Source organism: Variovorax sp. 05L425 (genome assembly GCF_056397705.1).
The window spans coordinates 105,164-126,177 of sequence record NZ_JBFTNY010000012.1 but is presented as its reverse complement, the minus strand read 5'-3'; the positions used below and the strand labels follow the sequence as shown (position 1 = coordinate 126,177).

At 63.8% G+C, this 21,014-nt stretch carries 22 protein-coding genes and 1 riboswitch; of the genes, 16 read left to right on the top strand and 6 right to left on the bottom strand.

Translation table 11 applies throughout. From position 1 onward, the window contains the following. Positions 1-158: 158 nt before the first annotated feature. The 3 genes from AC1DN9_RS15555 (at position 159) to nrdR (ending at position 2,943) form a co-directional block, all read left to right on the top strand. Positions 159-1,016 carry a transglycosylase SLT domain-containing protein gene (locus AC1DN9_RS15555; RefSeq protein WP_478101653.1) on the top strand — a complete coding sequence of 286 codons (858 nt, stop codon included), beginning with the start codon at positions 159-161 and terminating at the stop codon, positions 1,014-1,016. Between the two features lie 37 nt (positions 1,017-1,053). Then, a riboswitch (ZMP/ZTP riboswitch) is annotated at positions 1,054-1,180 on the top strand. Positions 1,181-1,221: 41 nt separating this feature from the next. Beyond that, complete coding sequence (gene glyA, locus AC1DN9_RS15550) at positions 1,222-2,466, top strand: serine hydroxymethyltransferase (RefSeq protein WP_478101650.1); 1,245 nt, start codon at positions 1,222-1,224, stop codon at positions 2,464-2,466. A 33-nt stretch (positions 2,467-2,499) separates the two neighbouring features. Beyond that, entirely contained in the window at positions 2,500-2,943 is a 444-nt protein-coding gene (gene nrdR, locus AC1DN9_RS15545; RefSeq protein ID WP_478101647.1) for a transcriptional regulator NrdR, read from the top strand. A gap of 16 nt (positions 2,944-2,959) precedes the next feature. Here nrdR and AC1DN9_RS15540 read toward each other — a convergent pair whose 3' ends face one another. From AC1DN9_RS15540 to pilV, 6 genes are read right to left on the bottom strand one after another with little or no spacing between them, the layout of a single operon-like run. After that, positions 2,960-3,487, bottom strand: a complete 528-nt coding sequence (locus tag AC1DN9_RS15540) for a GspH/FimT family pseudopilin (protein ID WP_478101645.1) — start codon at positions 3,485-3,487, stop codon at positions 2,960-2,962. After that, on the bottom strand, positions 3,484-3,921 hold the full coding sequence (locus tag AC1DN9_RS15535; RefSeq protein WP_478101643.1) for a type IV pilin protein: 438 nt from the start codon (positions 3,919-3,921) through the stop codon (positions 3,484-3,486). The genes AC1DN9_RS15540 and AC1DN9_RS15535 overlap by 4 nt, the downstream gene beginning before the upstream one ends. Further along, positions 3,918-7,805, bottom strand: a complete 3,888-nt coding sequence (locus tag AC1DN9_RS15530; RefSeq protein WP_478101641.1) for a pilus assembly protein — start codon at positions 7,803-7,805, stop codon at positions 3,918-3,920. Before AC1DN9_RS15530 ends, AC1DN9_RS15535 begins: the two co-directional genes overlap by 4 nt. A gap of 40 nt (positions 7,806-7,845) precedes the next feature. Further along, positions 7,846-8,490 (bottom strand): pilus assembly PilX family protein, encoded by a 645-nt coding sequence (locus AC1DN9_RS15525; RefSeq protein WP_478101639.1) that lies wholly within the window; start codon positions 8,488-8,490, stop codon positions 7,846-7,848. After that, entirely contained in the window at positions 8,487-9,479 is a 993-nt protein-coding gene (locus AC1DN9_RS15520) for a PilW family protein (RefSeq protein ID WP_478101637.1), read from the bottom strand. Before AC1DN9_RS15520 ends, AC1DN9_RS15525 begins: the two co-directional genes overlap by 4 nt. Continuing rightward, positions 9,451-10,038, bottom strand: coding sequence for a type IV pilus modification protein PilV (gene pilV, locus AC1DN9_RS15515; RefSeq protein WP_478101636.1), 588 nt, complete (start codon positions 10,036-10,038; stop codon positions 9,451-9,453). The genes AC1DN9_RS15520 and pilV overlap by 29 nt, the downstream gene beginning before the upstream one ends. Positions 10,039-10,235: 197 nt before the next feature. Between pilV and ribD the strand changes: the two genes are divergently transcribed. From ribD to AC1DN9_RS15450, 13 genes are all read left to right on the top strand, one after another. After that, entirely contained in the window at positions 10,236-11,366 is a 1,131-nt protein-coding gene (gene ribD, locus AC1DN9_RS15510) for a bifunctional diaminohydroxyphosphoribosylaminopyrimidine deaminase/5-amino-6-(5-phosphoribosylamino)uracil reductase RibD (RefSeq protein WP_478101634.1), read from the top strand. Positions 11,367-11,410: 44 nt separating this feature from the next. Then, positions 11,411-12,064, top strand: a complete 654-nt coding sequence (locus AC1DN9_RS15505; RefSeq protein ID WP_478101632.1) for a riboflavin synthase — start codon at positions 11,411-11,413, stop codon at positions 12,062-12,064. Continuing rightward, the gene (gene ribBA / locus AC1DN9_RS15500) at positions 12,061-13,221 is read left to right on the top strand and encodes a bifunctional 3,4-dihydroxy-2-butanone-4-phosphate synthase/GTP cyclohydrolase II (protein ID WP_478101630.1); all 1,161 of its coding nucleotides are present in this window, start codon (positions 12,061-12,063) and stop codon (positions 13,219-13,221) included. The genes AC1DN9_RS15505 and ribBA overlap by 4 nt, the downstream gene beginning before the upstream one ends. Positions 13,222-13,253: 32 nt before the next feature. Beyond that, complete coding sequence (ribH, locus tag AC1DN9_RS15495; protein WP_478101628.1) at positions 13,254-13,718, top strand: 6,7-dimethyl-8-ribityllumazine synthase; 465 nt, start codon at positions 13,254-13,256, stop codon at positions 13,716-13,718. Continuing rightward, positions 13,715-14,248, top strand: a complete 534-nt coding sequence (gene nusB / locus AC1DN9_RS15490; RefSeq protein ID WP_478101626.1) for a transcription antitermination factor NusB — start codon at positions 13,715-13,717, stop codon at positions 14,246-14,248. The genes ribH and nusB overlap by 4 nt, the downstream gene beginning before the upstream one ends. Continuing rightward, positions 14,245-15,444 carry a pyridoxal phosphate-dependent aminotransferase gene (locus AC1DN9_RS15485; protein ID WP_478101624.1) on the top strand — a complete coding sequence of 400 codons (1,200 nt, stop codon included), beginning with the start codon at positions 14,245-14,247 and terminating at the stop codon, positions 15,442-15,444. Before nusB ends, AC1DN9_RS15485 begins: the two co-directional genes overlap by 4 nt. A 61-nt stretch (positions 15,445-15,505) precedes the next feature. After that, entirely contained in the window at positions 15,506-15,970 is a 465-nt protein-coding gene (gene ybgC / locus AC1DN9_RS15480) for a tol-pal system-associated acyl-CoA thioesterase (protein WP_478101622.1), read from the top strand. Then, positions 15,967-16,680, top strand: coding sequence for a protein TolQ (gene tolQ, locus AC1DN9_RS15475; protein ID WP_478101620.1), 714 nt, complete (start codon positions 15,967-15,969; stop codon positions 16,678-16,680). Before ybgC ends, tolQ begins: the two co-directional genes overlap by 4 nt. A 16-nt stretch (positions 16,681-16,696) precedes the next feature. Further along, positions 16,697-17,134 carry a biopolymer transporter ExbD gene (locus AC1DN9_RS15470; RefSeq protein WP_478101618.1) on the top strand — a complete coding sequence of 146 codons (438 nt, stop codon included), beginning with the start codon at positions 16,697-16,699 and terminating at the stop codon, positions 17,132-17,134. A 3-nt stretch (positions 17,135-17,137) separates the two neighbouring features. Continuing rightward, complete coding sequence (tolA, locus tag AC1DN9_RS15465; protein ID WP_478101616.1) at positions 17,138-18,097, top strand: cell envelope integrity protein TolA; 960 nt, start codon at positions 17,138-17,140, stop codon at positions 18,095-18,097. A gap of 10 nt (positions 18,098-18,107) precedes the next feature. Beyond that, positions 18,108-19,070: a CDF family Co(II)/Ni(II) efflux transporter DmeF gene (dmeF, locus tag AC1DN9_RS15460; protein WP_478101614.1), complete on the top strand. Its 963-nt coding sequence runs from the start codon at positions 18,108-18,110 to the stop codon at positions 19,068-19,070. Positions 19,071-19,131: 61 nt separating this feature from the next. Beyond that, complete coding sequence (locus tag AC1DN9_RS15455) at positions 19,132-19,497, top strand: DUF2946 family protein (protein ID WP_478101612.1); 366 nt, start codon at positions 19,132-19,134, stop codon at positions 19,495-19,497. Between the two features lie 104 nt (positions 19,498-19,601). Next, positions 19,602-21,014, top strand: coding sequence for a TolC family protein (locus AC1DN9_RS15450; RefSeq protein ID WP_478101610.1), 1,413 nt, complete (start codon positions 19,602-19,604; stop codon positions 21,012-21,014).

Below are 21,014 nucleotides of genomic sequence, written 5' to 3'. Positions count from 1 at the left end.
TATGAATCCGCTGCCGATTTCCCCGGCTTGATCAGGCGGCCGCGCTCCTCCTCTTTTGCGCGGACCTGATTCGTACCAATCCAAGCGCTGCCGCGTTCAGTCTCGCCCTCCTACTTGCGGCGTTGCGGAACAAGCTCCGCCAGAAAGGAAAAAAAGCGATGAAGCACGCGCTTGATGCCACAACCCGAGGGCTACGGACCTTCGTGTCCGACGTGGTCGACGGCTTTTTCGAAATCACCCACAACGGCTTCGCCCTTGTCGGGCTCGCGATCGTCTTTGCCGCGCTCGCCCTGGCCGCTCGGCCAGACCTTCGCCAATCGGGCGAAGAACAGCTGATGGGCTGGCTCCAGTCGCGCAAACCTGCGCCCGAAGTCGCTGTCGCTGTAGCCACCGATCTCGAACCCACCGCCATTGAACGCACCACAGCCGCCAGTCCTCAGGAACTGCCCAAGCAACAGGCCGCCGTCGCATACTGGCTGAGCAAGAAATACCGCGTGGCGGTCGAGCCGCTGACCGTATTGGTCGCCGAAGCTTTCGACCTCGGCAAGCGCACGAAGCTCGATCCGACGCTCATCCTGGCCATCATGGCGGTCGAATCCAGCTTCAATCCGTTCGCCCAAAGCCAGGTCGGCGCGCAGGGCCTGATGCAGGTCATGACCCGCATCCACGGCGAAAAGTACGAAAGCGCGGGCGGCACGCTGACCGCCTTCGACCCGGTCACCAACATGCGCGTGGGCGTCAAGGTGCTGCAGGAATGCATCGCCCGTGCCGGTTCCCTCGAGGGTGGACTGCGCTTCTACGTCGGCGCCGCCAATCTCACGGACGACGGCGGCTATGCCTCGAAGGTACTGGCCGAGCATGAGCGGCTGCGCCAGGTTGTCGCCGGGCGTGCGCCCGCCATCACGGCTTCGACGACGCCCGCAGCGCGCCCGAATTCTGTTCCCGTCGTGAGCCCTGCGCCCGCCAAGCAGCCGGAGACGGATCCCGAGCGCGTCGCCTTGCTTGGCAATTCGTAGGCTTTTCGAGACGACGGCGATCGTCGTCAGCTACACTCGGCCAGCACGCGACTGGCGATAGGCGCAACCCTTTTCAGGTGCATTGCGCTGACGTGGACTACCACTGGGAAGCGTGCCGCCTGCGGTCTTGAGCAGGTGTTCCGCCGTTCGCCTGGGCAGCCCTTGTTTGGTTGAAGAACAAGGACCATCGTCTTGAAGGACTGCCATGTACCACCGCAATCAACTGGTCGAACAGACCGATCCTGAAATCTGGGCTGCCATCCAGGCCGAAAACGCCCGTCAGGAACACCACATCGAGCTCATCGCGAGCGAAAACTACGCGTCCCCGGCCGTCATGGCCGCACAGGGCTCGCAACTTACCAACAAGTACGCCGAAGGCTATCCCGGCAAGCGCTACTACGGCGGTTGCGAGCATGTGGACGTGGCCGAGCAACTGGCCATCGACCGCGTGAAGCAACTCTTCGGCGCCGACGCCGCCAACGTTCAGCCGCATTGCGGCGCCTCCGCGAACGAAGCCGTGATGCTGGCCTTCCTGAAGCCCGGCGACACCATCATGGGCATGAGCCTGGCCGAGGGCGGCCACCTGACCCACGGCATGCCGCTCAACATGAGTGGCAAATGGTTCAACGTGGTGAGCTACGGCCTGAACGCCAAGGAAGAGATCGACTACGACGCGATGGAGCGCAAGGCGCACGATGCGATGCCCAAGCTCATCATCGCGGGCGCATCGGCCTATTCACTGCGCATCGACTTCGAGCGCTTTGCCAAGGTGGCCAAGGACGTCGGCGCGATTTTCATGGTCGACATCGCCCACTACGCCGGCCTTGTCGCCGCCGGTGTGTACCCCAACCCGGTCCCCCACGCGGACGTCGTGACCTCCACCACGCACAAGAGCCTGCGTGGCCCGCGTGGCGGCATCATCCTGATGAAGTCGCAGCACGAAAAGGCGATCAACAGCGCCATCTTCCCCGGTCTCCAGGGCGGCCCGCTGATGCACGTGATCGCGGCCAAGGCCGTCGCTTTCAAGGAAGCACTCTCTCCGGAATTCAAGACTTACCAGCAACAGGTGGTCAAGAACGCCCAGATCGTGGCCGAGACGCTCACCCAGCGCGGCCTGCGCATCGTGAGCGGTCGCACCGAGAGCCACGTGATGCTTGTCGACCTGCGCGCCAAGGGCATCACCGGCAAGGAAGCCGAAGCCGTGCTGGGCGATGCCCATATGACGATCAACAAGAACGCCATTCCCAACGATCCCGAGAAGCCCATGGTCACCAGCGGCGTGCGGATCGGCACCCCGGCCATGACGACCCGCGGCTTCAAGGACGAGGAAGCCCGGATCACCGCCAACCTGATCGCGGACGTGCTCGAAAACCCGCGCGATGCGGCCAACATCGAGGCCGTGCGCGCCAAGGTGAACGCGCTGACCAGTCGCTTCCCGGTCTACCGCTGATCCCATGACTGCCGTACCCGGCGGAGCTGTCGCATGAAATGCCCTTTCTGCGGCCACCTCGAAACGCAGGTCGTCGAGACCCGTGTTTCGGAGGACGGCGACTTCGTCCGCCGCCGCCGGCAGTGCGGCGCCTGCGACAAGCGCTTCACCACCTACGAGCGCCCGGACGTGAACTTCCCCGTCGTCGTCAAGAAGGACGGCAGCCGTGCCGACTTCGTCGCGGCGAAGGTTCGTGCCTCGATGATGCTGGCCTTGCGCAAGCGGCCGGTCAGCATCGAGCAGATCGACACCGCATTGCTGCGCATCGAGCAGAAGCTGCTTTCCAGCGGCTTGCGCGAGATCGAATCGACCAAGGTGGGCGAACTCGTGATGCGCGAGCTCAAACGGCTCGACAAGGTGGCCTACGTCCGGTTCGCTTCGGTCTACCGCAGCTTCGAGGATGTGGACGAGTTCAGGCAACTGCTGAGGGACATTTGAAAAATCCCCAGCGGCGTCATCCCTGATTGCAATTGCTCGAGCCGCAGTCGCCTCGCTTGTCGGGGTCGCAGACCTTCGGCCGGCCGGACATCGAAAGAACGACGGAACTGCGTCGCCCCGTTTCCGCCTTGAATGTCAGGCACCCTGCGCTGCCCCGCGCGAAGCCATTGGCGTCGAAGGTGATCGTATTCCTGAAGCCGTTGCCGGTCGCGGAATCGATCTCAACGCCTGCTCGGAGCGCTTCGAATGCGCGCAGCACTTCCGTTTCGTTGCCGACGGTGGTTGCCACCTCCCAGCCGTTGGCCCAATCCTGATTCCTGGGAAGAAGCCTGACCCTCTGCGAACGCTTCATGGCCTCGGTCCGTGCCACGCTCAACGCGGCAACGAAATCGCTGGTGTTGGAAGCCAGCCGCTGATTGAGCAGCAGATCCCGAAAATTGGGCACTGCGATCGCGCCCAGGATCGCGACGAGCGCGACCACGACCACCATCTCCACCAACGTGAAGCCACGGGCTCGATTGCGAAATGCAAGTAGAGCGTTCATTGCCAGCACCTGCTTTTGTCGTCGCCGTCACAGCCCTTGAGCCCCGTACTTTCGATCCAGATGTTGCCGACCGCAGGATCCGAGAACCCGGCCCTCAGGTTGGCCGTCAGCCTGATGCACCGGCCAGCGTCGTCCCGTCCGTCGCATGCATCAACATCGATGTCGTACTTGCTGCCCGCATCACTGTCGCCTGAGAACTTCTTGTGCGCTGCATTGGTCTTGTACCTTGCGCGTTGGGTATAGACGCGTTCCTGCTGCTGCATCTCCTGCATGAGTGCGGTACGTGCTTCCGCGCGCCAACCTTTTCGCATTGAATCCATGTAAGACGGATAGGCGATGGCGGCAAGAATGGCCACCAGCGCCACCACGATCATCAGTTCGATCAGCGTGAAGCCGCGCGACAGAAGCCGCCGCGCGGTCGTCGGGCGCTTCATTTGTTGACGTCCTTGAAGTTGAGGACTTCACGCCAGTTGAGGCGGCCGGCAACTTGCGAGACCTCGTCTCCCGAAATGGGGCTCACGATCGAGGTCCCCGGCCCGGAACCCGTTTTCGTACCCAGGTTGATGACGGACGTCTTCTTGGTCTCGACGCGGCGGCCGAATGAATCCGTCGAGCTGAAGGCGCCCTCGCCTTCCTGAATCACCAGCGGCGAACTGAGCAAGCCGGTCGTCGACGGAATGCAGGTATTGCCCGATGCCAATCCGGTCATCGCATTCACGGCGCAGCTGTGGCCGCCACCGCCGGCGCCGCAAGCGTTGGAATTGGGAATCAAGGTGTTGAACACCAGATGGCCATCGCTCAACACCATTTGCGAGACTTGGCGTTCGCCTTGACTCGTCGCGTCCGGCAAGTCGAAGTACCAGCCCCGACGGTGCGACTTCTTGCCGTCGTAGTTGCCATAGGCGAAAGCGTCGCCTGAAATGGTGAACTGGCCTGCATGGTTGACGTCCGGTTGCACCTGCCGCACTTGCAACTGGGTGCGCGTCTCGGTGGCAGGAATGACCGTGTCGTTGTCGTACACGCCATAGAGCGTTTGGACGTCGCGGCTGGCCAGGTCATCGACTTCGACGAATTTGCCGGTACCGAACAGCACGATCGCGCCGCCGTCGGGACCCACACCCACTTCCGGCGCGATGGTGATCGGCTGTCTCCTTCCCTGGCCATCCCTGGCAACCATCAGCGGCGCGCCACTCAACGCCAAAGCGCTGGACTCGTTCCACGGCGCGGTCTTCGTGAAGTCGAACTTCCACAAGTTGCCCTGCGTATCGCCGGCATAAAGAAAACGGGTCATGTTGTCAGACGTGGTGTAGTCGCCAACCGGGCCCAATGCGTTGGGCATCGTCGCGTCAGCAGGGTCCGGCAGCACGATCTTGAAATAGTCTTGATTGAGCACCCACGGCGCACCGGCTTGCTTGTCCAACGAAAGCAGGAACAGGGCCGCTGCCTTGTTCGCGTTGCCGTTGTTGAAGCCAGAGGGCACCACGGCAAACCAACGGTAGACGGCGGCCCGGCCACTCGCGGCGGCATTCGTGCGGAATCTCAGGATGCGCGGCGCCTGCGTGACGTAGCCCATATCCGGGTCATCGGCGCCTGTGAACTCCCACATCACATGACTTGCAGAGAATCGGGCCGGATCGCTCACGTCCAGCGCGAACACGCCGCGCGCACCACCGCCCATGCCGGAAACCAGCGCGGTCTTCCGCGTTCCGTTTGCCATGTCGACTTTGCTCGCCGCGGGACTGCCGTCCACGTTGGGTTGGTGCACGTAGTCCGGCGAGGTGTAGGCGCCCAGCTTGGCATACAGCGCACGCGGCACGTAGGCGAACAACTCGTCGCCGGTGCCGGCGTCCAATGCGTGAAGCATGCCGTCATTGGCGCCCACAAGGACCGCTTGCACACCGCCGCTTTCGACCAGCAATGGCGTCGCGTTCGCGACGTCACCCATGACCGAATCGCGCGTTCTGAACATGCCGCCGATCTTGTCGGTTTCCATCGAACGATCGCCGCGCAGGTAGTCGATGCGAGATTCACCGAGATCGTCTTTGGCCTCGGTCGGTGAGTAGGGTTCGGTGTCCAGGTAGCCCCTCAATGTGCCGTCAACCTTCAGCGCTCTCCAAGTGAACTCGGCCCCGCTTCCGGAACTGAGCATGGTGAAGATGCGCCGGGTATCCGGGTCGCGCACCGGAATCGGGGGGTGGGCCTGAGGATCGCCGGTCAGCCGGTCGCCGGCGTTCCAGAGCGGCACAGGGTCCTGGCTCACCGCGCCATTCGCATAGCTCAGCTTGTAGGCGAGCACCGAGCCGGACCAGCGAGTGCTGTCCATTCGAGGAACATAGAGGCTCGCTCCCTTCGAGGCGATGCGCGAACTCGACAAGGCACCACCCGCGAGGCTCCCGCTGGCTTCACCGACATTCGTGAAGATCTTGCGGATGGCCGCGATCATTTCCCGCGGCTTGCTCGCGAGAAAGTAATTCGCCGGCTTCGGCATTCCATCGTCGTCCAAGCCCGATTGCCATTCGGCGTTCGAAAGCGACTCTTGGGCTTCGGGTCCAATGGCGGTCACAAAGGGATTGCCATCGTTGTTCTTGTCGTCAAAGCCACCGTACTTCGCGGCAAGATAGAACGCGCTGCCGCGTTGCTTCTCTTTGACGGTGCCCAAGCCAGAATCGTCGACGTCAATGGTGTAGGTCTTGACGCGCACATCGGGGTAATCGTCGCGAATTTTTTGCGTATTGGCCCAATAGGCCAGTCCGGCCCAACCCAAGGAACCTTGGTCATAGCCCACATTCAACGTGGCGATGTTCGCCGACGTGATTGCTTGCCTGTTCTTGAGGGTATCGGTATAGGCAATGGCGCGCGGCCCGTCGGCGTTGCCGCGCGTCATCAATGTGGTGTTCTTTCCCGACGGGTCCGGGTAGGCGACCGCCTCGTTGTTTTCAAAGGCGCCCACGATCTTCGACCAGAAGGTGGTGTCGGGCTCCGAGGTTTCGACTGGACGAGCGCCGGCCCAACCATCGCGGCCGTCGGTCTTCAGCCCCGGGAGGGAGCCATCATGGTGCGTGTGAAGGTCCCCGATCACCACGACGTGGTTGCGTTGACAGCTCGAGATGACAGGGTCCCATCCGCTCTTCGCGCCCTCGCCCCACTTGTCCGTCATGTTGTAGACAGGGAAGCCGCCCTTCATCCCTGTCGTCATGCCTTTGGCAGCCTCGGGCGTCGGCGCTTGACCCTGCAAATAGCGAAGAGACTCGTAATACATCTCCCCGACCGGATCAAAAGTCTTGTAGGTGCCAGGCGCCAACCCGGTACGCCCGAATCGATTGAGATAGTTCACCACGCCACTCGCCCCCTCGTCGCTCGAAAGGGGGTTGGCGAGGAATACACCCGTATTTGCATCCCACTCCGCAGTGGCATTCGCGATCCGTTCGAACTTGCCGTTCTCAACCACAGGTCCTGTGAACTTCATGGGCGCTCGCAGAACACCGCCGTAGCGCGCGTTTCTCTGGTCCATCAAATAGCCGAACGCGGCGAATCGCATCTTCTCGGCGTTACTTTGAATCGTGCCCACAGGCTTGTACTTCCCGTTTGGATACTTCAGGCAAAGGTCGCTGCGAATAGGACCTTCTTCCGCCGAACACACCTCGACGCGGGCGTAGTACGGCGCTGCGCCAAGAGGACCAAAGCTTTGATCAGCCCCCGGCTTGCTGCATGTGCCGGACGAAGTCGATCCCACGAACAAGTAGTTGCCGCAATTGGAAAAATTGACTGTGCCGTCCTTCTCCACGAGCTCGTTCGCAACCAGCGGCGTCAGTCTGTCGAGATTGCCAGTCACTGAGCGCCTGGGGAAATGACTTTCGTTGTTGTAGAAGTCGGACCGAAGAACCGCGCGTTGGAGCACGGTTGATTTCGGCGTGTCTTCCACACGATCGCCACCCGTCATTGCATAGCGGAGCATGTCGATTGCGGACGACGCAGCCCAGTTCAGCAGGTTCCCGCTCCACTTGTCTGAACAGACGATGGCGCCATTCGAAACGGCTGCCGTCGCTTTGCGCTTGAAGTGCCCGTCCTCGGTGGAATAGTCGTAGCACCCCATTGGGTCCCAGTAGCCGATGTAGGACGCCTTGATATCGAACGCCGTCCGATAGGCGGCGCCCGTCGTCGGAAATTCGACGGACAGATCCAGCACCATGTTGGGCTTGACCCGCGATGTCGTGGAAAACAGCGGCACATCCGACAGCAGGGCATCCGGTGGCGTCGCGGCCGCCAATGTGGACGCGCCAGCAAGATAGAGCGATAGCGCGATGAACGCGTTCTTCAAATCCCTTTTCCGAATCTCGAACAATTTCAACTTCCCTCCTTTATGGACAGCCGCTACTTACCGTCGGCTTATACAAATTGGTTTGCAGAACCACCTGGGTTTCCTTCCTGACGCCAAAGCCGATGGCGGTGACCCGAAAGAGATTGGTGGTCTTGCCGGCGCTCGCACTCTGAAGACGATTGGCTTCCCACCCGCCGTTGTTGCGCATGACCTCGATGACATAGCGCGGCGGCGCAACAGGCATCGCGCCTGTTCCCGTCACGTATTTCTGTCCGGTGAACGTGCCGTATTCGACAGATGTCCTGCTCTCCGGCGACAGGTCGGCACTCATCCATGCGGGTGTTGCGCCCGGATTTGCGGGTGCGCAAAGACCTTGGTTGTTTCCCACGCCCCCACACCCCGCGACGAACGGCGCGACATCCTTGTTGTTGAACAAGCAAAGGCGCGCTCCGGTGTGCTTGTTCGGGCCAAGCACATCGAGTTCGGCGTCGATCAATGCCGCCTCGGCTGCCTGGAATGCGATTTCCCTGTCTCGATCGTTGCGCGCGGCAAGTTCATTGATGACTGAAAGCTGTGCGGCGCCCAAGCCGAGTGCGGTGACCACGATCAAGAGCAACAACACGACGATCAGCGAAAAGCCAGCCTGCCGACGCAAGGCGACGCTCCTTGACGAACGCTGACTCATGCGGGGTCCCTCGCGACGTTGCGCAACATCACGGTGAACGTCGCGACCGAGCGAAAACGCCCGTCATCCGGCGGATCGAAATAGATGTTCTCGAATTCAGCGCCCAGCGGAAACAGTCGATAGTCTTCGCCGTCGACCTTTTTCAGATCGCCATTCGGGCGAATGCTCCGGGCCACAACGCCCACACGCACCGCCACGACCTTGCGCCATTCGTCATTGACGCTGCCTCCGCTTGCAGCTTTGCCTGCAATGTCCCTGGCCTCGAGCCAGGTATCCGGAACGCTGTCGCCATCGCCGTCGTAGCCGTAGACAACCTTGAATTTCTCGACACCGCGTGCCAACGGCTGCGACTGGAATTCATCCTTGTCGGATTTGTCGGAGTGGTACTTGCAAAAGAGCTCTGGCTCTCCGTCCTCCGCAAGGGCCACAAAGAAAAAGCTCCACACTCGGTCATCGGCCGAAGGCGCGTTGGCGGGCCCCGCGTGAGCGATGCCAAGACAGTCGACCATGGTCCCGTCTTCTTTGCCGTCCCCATTGGCATTGCTGCGACCAAAGAAGCGCACGAGAAGCGAGTCATTCCGGGCCTTCTCGTCCGTGTCGTTCTGGCCAAAACTGCTGCCTGTCTTGCCGACCGTGGTGTTGCTGGCGCCGACGACATGGAGATCAAACGGACTCTCGGAGCCAGCCAGCAGCGTTGCGTTGCCCGCGACGACGCCCACGCCATCGGTCTGATGATCGGGCGCATAGTCCGCGTATCCCGCCTGGCGAAGCAGGCCCTGAACCACATGGCGTGTGAAGCGAAGTGACTCCTGAACCTCCTGCACGTCGGCGTCGGTATTGAATAGCTTCTTCCCTGCAAGGAAGGCCGTCGAGGCGGCGAGCACGATGACCAGTCCGATCGCCATGGCGATCATCAACTCGATCAAGGTCGCGCCGCGCTGCTGCGGTCGGGCCGCCACCTCAGGAGCTTTCGGAGCCAACGTAGTCATGCCCCGGGATCAGTTGCATGACGATGCGAGGCTCCCTCTGGGCCATCTCGTCTTCGCTTCCCATCCGTGGCACCCAGCCCATCTTGACGACCAGGTTGCGGCCTTCGCCGGAGCAATCCCACGAGTATTTGAAATCTTCGCTGGCGTCGCTCACCAGGGCGTCATCGAAGCAGACGACGACGTGCGCCTCCGGCAGCTTGCTTCTGGCGCGTAGGACCCATTGGCGAATGTCCCAGGCTGCCAGGGTCGCCGCATTGCAAGTGGCCTGGGCTCCGATGCAATTGCCGCCCTCCTGGCCAGGAAGAGCATCCTTGCTCTCCAGGTCGACCAGATAGGGGTTGCCGACATTCCTTGCTGCAACGTTCTTGTTGATGCGCGCTTTTTCCGACAGCTCGCGCACCAGATTGACAGCCGCGGTGAACGATCCGGACTCTGTCGTGCTTCTCGCGGATGTCATCAACATCCCCACGACTCCCAGCATTCCAAGGCTGAGAACGACGATCGAGACAAGCACTTCGATCAGCGAAAAGCCTGCGGCCGGACGTTTGCATAACGCCATGTTTTTTTCCTCCCTGAGCACCGATACTCACAAGCGTTTCCCTTGTGTTTCGAAGGCGCAGTCTAATGACGGCTCACGTCGGTGCGCCGCCGTTCATCTCCGTTTGGCTACCGCTCGTATGATTCGACCGGTGCGTCGCGCGACGATCTTCCAGACTCTCGCAGCGCGGTACTCCGTTCGACTACATGGTTGCTTCCATGCCCCCTCTCAACGCCGATGCGCAACAGATCGCCGCAGCACTACAACTCGCCGTCGATGCGTGCTATCTCACCGATCCCAACCCCCGTGTGGGCTGCGTCCTGACGGATGCCGCCGGCAACATCGTCGGAGTCGGCCACACACAACGCGCAGGGGGCCCCCATGCGGAGATCGTGGCATTGCAGGATGCTGTGGCGCGAGGCCATTCGGTCAAAGGCGCAACGGCCTATGTCACGCTGGAACCCTGCTCCCATCATGGCCGCACCGCTCCCTGCTGCGATGCCTTGGTTGCCGCGGGCATCCGCCGTGTGGTCGCCTCGGTCTCGGATCCGAATCCGCTTGTCGGCGGTCAGGGCTTCGAGCGCCTTCGCGCCGCGGGCATCGAGGTCGTGGTCGGACCCGGTGGCGCCGAATCGCGCGAGCTCAACATCGGCTTCTTCAGTCGCATGGTGCGCAAGACGCCCTGGGTGCGACTCAAGGTCGCCGCATCGCTCGACGGCAAGACAGCCCTGACCAATGGCGTGAGCCAGTGGATCACCTCCGAATCCGCGCGCACCGACGGCCACGCGTGGCGGGCGCGAGCGAGCGCGGTGCTGACCGGCGTCGGCACGCTGATGGACGACAACCCGCGCCTCGACGTGCGCCTGGTCGAGACCCCGCGGCAACCGCATCTGGTAGTGGTGGACAGCCGGCTGCAAACGCCGCCCGAGGCGAAGATCTTCGACGTCCCCGACCGCAAAGTCTGGATCTATGCAGCGAGCAGGGACGAGGCCAAAGCCCGAGCCCTGGAGGCGCGGGGCGCCACAATCACGGTTCTGGCCAACGCAGACGGCAAGGTGGATCTTGCCGCCATGCTGCACGACCTGGCGGCGCGCGAGATCAACGAGTTGCATGTGGAGGCCGGCCACAAGCTCAATGGCTCACTGATCCGCGAAGGATTGGTCGATGAATTCCTGGTCTACCTGGCCCCGAAATTCCTCGGCGACGGCTTGGACATGGCAAGCCACCCCTTTGCCGGGGGCCCGCTGACAGCCCTGGCGGGGGCCCTCCCCCTGGATTTCCGCTCCGTCGATCGCTTCGGACGCGACATCAGGATCCTGGCCCGAATCGCGGGCCGAGACGCTTTCTAGGGTCTGCGCACAGCAGGGGCCCGCATCTCTGCGAAAATGCCGGGATGTTCACCGGAATCATCACCGGCGTGGGGCGCATCGCCGCCGTCCACGACCTCGGCAGCTCTTCATCCCACGGCAAGCGCCTCAGCATCGCGGTGCCTGACGGCTATCTCGACGACGTGGGCCTCGGTGACAGCATCGCGCTCAATGGCGCCTGCATGACCGTCACCACACTCGACCCGGCGCAGCAAGTCTTCACCATTGACATTTCAGCCGAATCGCTCGACAAGACGGCCGGCCTGTCGGAGGAGGCGACGCGCGTCAATCTCGAAAAGGCATTGCGCGCCAGCGACCGGCTGGGCGGCCACATCGTGTCCGGCCACGTCGACGGCATCGGCACGGTGAGCCATTTCGCGCCGGTCGGCGAAAGCTGGGAGCTCCGCGTGCTCGCCCCGCCCGTCCTGGCCCGCTTCCTGGCCTACAAGGGCTCGATCACCGTGAACGGCGTGAGCCTGACGGTCAACACCGTGAGCGACGGCCCGAACGGCAGCGAAATCAGCATCAACCTGATCCCCCACACCGTCGAGAACACCGCCCTCGGCAGCCTGAAGGACGGCAGCCGCGTGAACCTCGAAATCGACACTGTGGCGCGCTACGTGGAGCGCATGCTCCAGGCGGGCGCCCTTCCCTTTGCAAAGAAAGACAACGCGCCATGAATGCATCCGTCACACCGATCGGAACCCCGCGGGGCGCCCGAGCACCGGCCCCCATCTCGCCGGTTGAAGACATCGTGGCCGAACTGCGCGCCGGCCGCATGGTGATCCTGGTCGATGAGGAAGACCGCGAGAACGAAGGCGACATCGTCCTCGCCGCCGACCATGTGACGCCGGAGGCCATCAACTTCATGGCGCGCCATGCCCGTGGGCTGATCTGCCTCACGCTGTCGCGCGAAATGTGCGAGCGGCTTCAGCTGCCGCCGATGGTGGCGCGCAACGGCGCAAAGCATTCGACTGCATTCACCGTGTCCATCGAGGCCGCGGAAGGCGTGACGACCGGCATTTCGGCAGCGGACCGCTCGCGAACCGTGCAGGCCGCAGTCGCGCCCAACGCTGTCGCCGCCGACCTGGTCCAGCCGGGGCACATCTTCCCCCTGCAGGCCGTGGATGGCGGCGTACTCATGCGGGCCGGCCACACTGAGGCCGGCTGCGACCTCGCCGCCATGGCCGGCTGCTCGCCGGCTGCTGTGATCTGCGAGGTGATGAACGAAGATGGCACCATGGCCCGGCTACCCGACTTGCAGCTCTTCGCAGCCGAGCACGAGATCAAGATCGGCACCATTGCCGCCCTGATCGAGCACCGCAGCCGCACCGAGTCCCTGATCGAAAAAGTGGGCTGCCGCGAGATCGAAACCGCGTGGGGGCCCTTCACCGCCCACGCGTTCAGGGACAAGCCCAGCAACGGCGTGCACCTGGCCCTGGTCCGCGGCAAGTGGAACGCCGCCGACACAGTGGACGTGCGCGTGCATGAACCGCTCTCGGTCCTCGATGCGCTCGAACGCAATCGCGCCCTGCATTCCTGGAGCCTCGACGCCAGCCTCGCCCATCTTGCGGCCGAAGGCAAAGGGGTTGCCGTTCTGCTGAACTGCGGCGAAACCGGCGCCGAGCTGCTGGCGCAGTTCGACGGCACCGCACGCCCTGCCCAGGCACCCGAGCGCGGCCGCATGGACCTGCGCAGCTACGGCATTGGCGCGCAGATCCTGCGCGAATGCGGCGTGCACAAGATGAATCTCCTGGGCGCGCCGCGTCGCATGCCCAGCATGGCGGCAGGCTACGGCCTCGAGATCGCCGGCTACATCTCCAAGGACAACGAATAAATGAACCACCGACACCTAGGGCGGGCCGACTGATGCAACACGCGAACAAGGGCGCCGACGTCGAACTCGACGGCAAGGGGCTGCGCATCGGCATCGTGCAAGCGCGCTTCAATGAAGACATCACCAATGCGCTCGCCGAGGCCTGCCTCGGCGAACTCGCCGCGATGGGCGTCGCCAAGGCCGACATCGATCACGTGAGCGTGCCCGGCGCGCTCGAGGTGCCGGTCGCGCTGCAGGCGCTGGCCGAGCGGAACCGCTATCAGGCGCTGATCGCACTAGGCTGCATCATCCGCGGCGAGACCTATCACTTCGAACTGGTCGCGAACGAATCCGGCGCGAGCGTGAGCCGCCTGGCGCTCGACTACCGCATCCCGATCGCGAACGCGATTCTCACGACCGAAAACCTCGAACAGGCGATTGCGCGGCAAACCGACAAGGGCCGCGACGCTGCACGCGTGGCCGTCGAGATGGCGCGACTGCTCGCCACCCTTTCATGACCGAAGACACCAAAGCCACCGGCGGCAAGCCGCGTCAAACCCGCACGGGCCTCACCAGCACCGGCGTACGCAAGGCTTCCGCCAAGTCCACGCGCAGCCGTGCGCGCGAATTCGCGTTGCAAGCGCTCTACCAACATCTGGTGGGCCACAACGACGCGACGGCGATCGACGAATTCACGCGCGACCTCGCCGGCTTTCACAAGGCCGATGCGGCGCACTACGACGCGCTGCTGCATGGGTCGATCGCGTCCGCCGAGCAGCTCGATGCGCTGATCGTCCCGCTGCTCGATCGCAAGCTCGCGGAGATCTCGCCGATCGAGCACGCGGTGATGTGGATCGGCGTCTACGAATTCCAGAATTGCCTGGACGTACCGTGGCGCGTGGTGCTGAACGAATGCATCGAGCTCGCCAAGGAATTCGGCGGGACGGACGGCCACAAGTACGTGAATGCCGTGCTCAACGGACTCGCGCCGCAACTGCGCGCATTGGAGGTCGAGGCCGACCGCGCGAGTGGGAAGGCGAGGCCATGAGGATTTCGAAGCGCGCGGAGCGCATCGAGCCTTTTTATGTGATGGAGGTCGCCAAGGCCGCGTCGAAGCTCGCTCGCGAAGTGGCGCACACCGACCGCCCGATGATCTTCCTCAACATCGGCGAACCGGACTTCACCGCACCACCGCTTGTGCAGGAGCACGCCGCCCGCGCGGTTCGTGCCGGCGCCACCCAATACACACAGGCCACCGGGCTCGACCACCTGCGCGAACGCATCAGCAACTGGTACGCGCAGCGCTTCGGCGTCGACGTGCCGGCGCGCCGCATCGTCATCACAGCGGGAGCTTCGGCTGCCCTGCAGTTGGCCTGTCTTGCCCTGATCGAAGCCGGCGACGAGATGCTGCTGCCCGATCCGAGCTATCCGTGCAACCGGCATTTCGTCACCGCCGCAGACGGCCGCGCCGTGCTGGTGCCGACCACGGCGGCCGAGCGCTTCCAGCTCAGCGCCGCCAAGGTCGAAGCCGCATGGACCGACCGCACGCGGGGCGTGCTGCTGGCATCGCCATCCAACCCGACCGGCACCTCGATCGCGCCGGGCGAGCTTCGCCGCATCCACGAGGTTGTCAGCCAACGTGGCGGCATCACGCTCATCGACGAGATCTACCTCGGCCTGTCGTACGACGATGCCTTCGGGCAGACCGCGCTGGCGATCGACGACCAGGTCATCAGCATCAACAGCTTCAGCAAGTACTTCAACATGACGGGCTGGCGTCTCGGCTGGCTGGTGGTGCCGGAGTCGCTGGTGCCTGCGGTCGAGCGACTGGCGCAGAACCTCTTCATCTGCGCGAGCACGGTGTCGCAATACGCCGCCCTCGCCTGCTTCGAGCCCGACAGCATCGCCGAATACGAGCGGCGTCGCGCGGAGTTCAAGGCGCGGCGCGACTGGTTCATTCCGCAACTCAATGCGCTGGGCCTCGAGGTGCCGGTGATGCCCGACGGCGCCTTCTACGCCTGGGCCGACTGCACCAGCTTTGCTGAGCGGCTCGGCATCTCCGGCAGTTGGGACTTTGCCTTCGAGGCCATGAAGCAGGCCCATGTCGCTGTCACGCCGGGCCGCGATTTCGGTACCGCCGAAACCTCGCGCTTCATCCGTTTCTCGACGGCGAGTTCGATGGCGCACCTCGAAGAATCGATCGCGCGGCTGCGAGCCTGGGCAGGCGCCGCCGTTCCCGCATGAGCGCAGCGCCGGGCCGCCCCAAGCAAGCTCGCACCGCAGTGCGAAGCACGAAGGTACTCCAGTGAGCTTTGCGCTGCCCATCCGCGTTTACTGGGAAGACACCGATGCGGGTGGCATCGTGTTCTACGCCAACTATCTCAAGTTCATGGAACGCGCCCGCACCGAATGGCTGCGCTCCATGGGCATCGCGCAACGCCAGCTGCGCGACGAAACCGGCGGCATCTTCGTCGTCAGCGAGACGCAACTCAAGTACCACCGTCCGGCACGGCTCGACGATGAACTGCTGGTTACAGCCGAGCTTCGCCAGATCGGTTCCGCGTCGCTCATAATCGCGCAGCGCGTGCTATCAAAATCAGAGCAATACGCGGAGGTGGAGAAGATGGCGGATACCGCCCTCTTGTGCGAAGGCACGATCCGCATCGGCTGGGTCCATGCCGACACGCTGCGGCCTGCGCGCATCCCACGCCAAGTTTCGGGAACCCTCGAGCGCCACGCCGGCTCCATGTCTCAACCTTTCAAGCCATGAATCAAGAACTCTCGATCATTTCCCTGCTGCTGCACGCCAGCCTTCCGGTGCAGCTCGTGGTGCTGCTGCTCATCGTCGTTTCCGTCGCAAGCTGGGCCGCGATCTTTCGCAAGTACTTTGCGCTCAAGCGGACCCGCTCGCTCAACGAAGACTTCGAGCGCGACTTCTGGTCGGGCACCAGCCTGAACGAACTCTTCTCCTCGGCCGCGCAGAACGCCAAGTTCGCCGGGCCGATGGAACGCATCTTTGCGTCCGGCATGCGCGAATACCAGAAGCTGCGCGAGCGCCACGTGTCCGACACCGGCACCCTCCTCGACGGCGCACGTCGTGCGATGCGCGCGAGCTTCCAGCGTGAACTCGATGCGGTCGAGCAGAACCTCTCCTTCCTCGCGACCGTCGGCTCCGTTTCGCCTTACGTCGGCCTGTTCGGCACGGTGTGGGGGATCATGCATGCCTTCACGGGTCTCGCGGCCCTCGCACAGGTCACGCTCTCCACGGTCGCGCCCGGCATCGCCGAGGCACTGGTCGCCACCGCCATCGGCCTGTTTGCGGCCATTCCGGCCGTGGTCGCCTACAACCGCTTTGCGCGCGAAATCGACAAGATCGCCATCGCGCTCGAGACCTTCATCGAAGAGTTCTCGAACATCCTGCAGCGCAACCTGACGGCGCACGTGCATCCGGCGTCCGTCACCGCGGCCACGGGCCGCTGAAGCGGAGCATCCCACCATGCCAGCCCTGTCCTCCCGCGGCCGTGGCCGCCGAACGATCAACGAGATCAACATGGTCCCGTTCATCGACGTGATGCTGGTGCTGCTGATCATCTTCATGGTCACCGCGCCGCTGATCACGCCGAGCGTGATCAACCTGCCCACGGTCGATCGCGCCAACAAGCAGCCCGACAAGCCGATCGAGATCGTCATCAAGAGCGACGACGAAGTGCAGATCAAGAAAGACCCGTCAACCGGCAGCGGCGGCAGCTCCATCCCGATGACGCAGATCGGCTCGGCCGCCAAGACCGCGCAGGGTGGCGACGTCGACCGCCCGGTGGTCATCAGTGCCGACAAGTCCGTGAAGTACGAGACGGTCGTCAAGGCGATGAACCAGCTCAAACGCAGCGGCATCGAGCGCGTCGGCCTCTCCGTGCAGACGACAGGCGCGAAGTAAGGCATGTCGCTGGCCGCAGACCGCCCCGAATTCGCACCGCCGCCGCAGCGCGGCACGCCGCGCGCGGTGTTGCTGGCGCTGATTGCGCACGCGCTGCTCATCGCCGCCCTGACCTGGGGCGTCAATTGGCGCAGAGAAGCCGAGAACGACGCGGTCGAAGCCGAGCTGTGGTCTTCGACCGTCCAGCAGGCCGCGCCGCGTGCCGTTGCGCCAACGCCCACGCCGCCGGTACCGACGCCGACCCCCGCCCCACCGCTACCTCCCCCTCCGCCTCCTCCGCCGCAAGCGGTGAAGCCACCAGAGCCCACGCCGGCCCCGCGCGCGCCCGACATCGCGCTCGAACGCGAGAAGAAGCTCAAGGAGCAGAAGGAACGCGAACTGGAGCAGCAGGCGCAGCAACAGAAGAAGCTCGATGCCGCCAAGAAGGCCGCGCAGGAAAAGAAGGACGCCGAAGCGAAGCAACGCGCCGAGGACGAAGCCGAGCAGAAGAAGGAAGATCAGCAGAAGCAGGCGGAGCTGAAACGCAAGCAGGAAGCCGAGGCCAAGCAGGCCGAAGCCGCGAAGAAGAAGGAAGCCGAAGCCAAGCAGGCGGCGCAGGCCGCCGCCGACCGCGCAGCCACGCTCAAGCGCATGCAGGCCATGGCCGGGTCGGGAGGAGAAGGCGCCGCGGCGAAGTCTTCGGGGCCTTCCGGCAGTTACGGCGGCAAGGTCGCCGCGGCCGTGCGGCCCAACGTCGTGTTCCCCGACGCAGACCTCGTCGCCGGCAATCCTGCGGCCGAGTTCGACGTCCGCCTTGCGCCCGATGGAACCATCGTCGGCACGCCGACGCTCACGAAGTCGAGCGGCCTGCCGAATTGGGACGAGGCCGCGTTGCGCGCGCTACAAAAGACGGAGAAACTCCCACGGGACGTCGACGGAACCGTGCCACCGCGGTTGGTCGTGTCGCTGAAACCGAAGCGCTGAGTTCCGTCCAATGCACACCAACGACCTGACAGCGTGGCAACACGACCACGTATTCGACCAGGGCAACGCCGCCGGCGAGCGCGGCACCAAGCTTGTGATGTGGATCACGGCCATCATGATGGTGGCCGAAATCACCGCCGGCTGGGCCTACAACTCGATGGCGCTCTTGGCCGACGGCTTCCACATGAGCTCTCATGCGGTCGCCATCGGACTCAGCGCGTTCGCGTACGCTGCAGCGCGGCGCCATGCCAAGGACCGGCGCTTTGCATTCGGGACCTGGAAGATCGAAGTTCTCGGCGGCTTCGCCAGCGCGATCTTTCTGCTGGTGGTCGTCGGGCTGATGATCGTGGGCTCGGTCGAGCGGCTGATTTCCCCTGCGCCGATCCGTTATCAAGAGGCCATCGTCATCGGTGCGCTCGGCCTGGTCGTCAACATCGTGTCGGCATTCATCCTGGGTGCGGCGCATCACCACGGGCACGATGACCATCATCACGATGGGCACCATCACGGGCACGGCCACCACCACGACCTCAACCTCAAGTCGGCCTATGTCCATGTCGTTGCCGATGCGGCGACGTCCGTGCTGGCGATCGTTGCACTCGTGGGCGGCTGGCTCTACGGCTGGTCGTGGCTGGACCCCGTCATGGGCATCGTGGGCGCAGTCGTCGTGGCGCTTTGGGCCAAGCGCCTGATCGCCGACACGAGCAAGGTGCTGCTCGACCGCGAAATGGACCACCCCGTGGTGGATGAGATCCGGGAAGTCATCGAAGACGGCGGCCGTGCCAGCGAAACGCGCGTGACAGACTTGCACGTCTGGCGGGTTGGCAAGGCGACCTACGCCTGCGCCGTCAGTGTCGTCACGCATGACGAGGCGCTCACCCCGGAAATCGTTCGCCGCTGGATCTCGGTGCACGAGGAGGTCGTCCACGCCACGATCGAAATCAACCACTGCCCAGACGATCACGGTTCTTGACATTCCCACAGTGGCAAGCTTTAGAGTCGCAGCTTCGGCTGAAACTCGGTCCATCGTCTTCTTGAAATTCCTTCGGATATTCCTCCTGCTCATGCTTGCGATCTCGCTGCCCATCCGGGGCGCGAGCGCAGCGGCCATGCCGTGCATGCCGGCGGCAGCGGAAATCCATGCATCGACAGCTGCGGCCGGTCACGACCACACGGCGCATGTCCACGACTCGACGGCGCATGAACAGCACGACAAGTCCGCCGGCACTTCGCACAAATGCAATCTCTGCTGCGACCTCTGCTCCCTGACGCCGCTGGCGAGCAGTTGGCCCACCATCCCGATGCCGCAAGACACTGCATCGGTCATCTTCCCCGACGTTTCCGCTCCCTCTCCGAGCTTCCTCTCGGAGCGGCAGGAGCGACCTCCAAGAAGCATCTGACCCCACACGGCCTCCATTGCGAGGCCTGAAGGCGCTCGTGCGTCCGCCGCACGGGCAATGGTTGGCCGGCCCAGACCCAGGCCAACGGCTCAGATGCTTCCAACATGAATATCTACGTCAAGACAATGGCGGGCGCTGCGGCACTCGTCCTTGCTGGCTGCGCCTCTTTCTCGAAGGACGGTGGCTTTGACAAGGTCGCCGAACTGACGAAGGAGCGCACCGGGCAAACCGCCAAGTGGCAGCGCACGCCTTCGGACACCGACTCCGCCCAGAAGCGCACCAGTGAAATCCTGAGTCAGCCGCTCACGGCGGACGGCGCCGTTGAACTCGCGCTCCTCAACAATCCCGGACTGCAGGCCAGCTATGCCGACCTCGGTATTGCCGAATCCGACCTCGTTCGGGCCGGGCGCCTCGCCAACCCGTCCTTCGGCTTCGGGCGGCTGAGCGGCGGCGGTGTCACCGAAATCGACCGCTCCATCCTGTTCAACGTGCTGGGGCTGCTGACGCTGCCCGTTGCCCAGGAGGTGGAGCAACGCCGCTTCGAGCAAGCCCAATACCAGGCCGCCTCCAACACCGTGGCGCTTGCGGCCGACACGCGTAAGGCGTTCTTCGGCGCGGTGGCGTCGCGTGACCTCGTCACGTACTACCAGCGCGTCGAGAAAGCCGCGGACGCCTCCAATGAGCTCGCACGCCGCATGGTTCAAGCCGGCAACTTCAACAAGCTGTCGCAGATGCGCCAGCAATCCTTCCATGCGGATGCGACTTCGCAACTGGCCCGCGCTCAGCATCAGGCGATCGCCGATCGGGAGCGTCTGGTCCGGCTGCTCGGCCTGCCCGGCAGTCCGAACGCCCTCCAGCTTCCCGAGCGCCTGCCGGACCTGCCGAAAGAGCCGTTGGAGCCCAAGGACGCGGAACAGACGGCGATGGACAAGCGCCTCGACGTTCAGATGGCCAAGCGCAATTCGGAAGCCACCGCCAAGGCCCTCGGCCTGACCCGGGCGACGCGGTGGGTCAACGTCCTGAACGTGGGCTATGCGAACAAGAGCCAGACAGGCGAAGAGCGCGAGAACGGCTACGAAATCGAGGTCGAGCTGCCGCTGTTCGATTTCGGGACGGCACGCACCACGCGCGCCGAAGCGACCTACATGCAGTCGATGCACCGCGCCGCGGAAGTCGCCCTCAACGCGCAGTCGGAGGTTCGGGAATCGTATGCCGCCTATCGCACGGCCTACGACCTGGCCAGGCACTACCGCGACGAGGTGGTGCCGCTGAAGAAGCGCATCTCCGACGAGAACCTGCTTCGCTACAACGGCATGCTCATCAGCGTCTTTGATCTCCTTGCCGATTCGCGCGAACAGGTGATGAGCGTCACGGCATACATCGAAGCGCTACGCGACTACTGGGTCGCCGAAACAAACCTCCAAACGGCGCTCACCGGCCGATCGCCTGGCGCGGGCGGCCCATTGTCGCGCCCCTCCGCAAGCGCAGCCGCCTCTGGCGGCGACGCAGCGCATTGA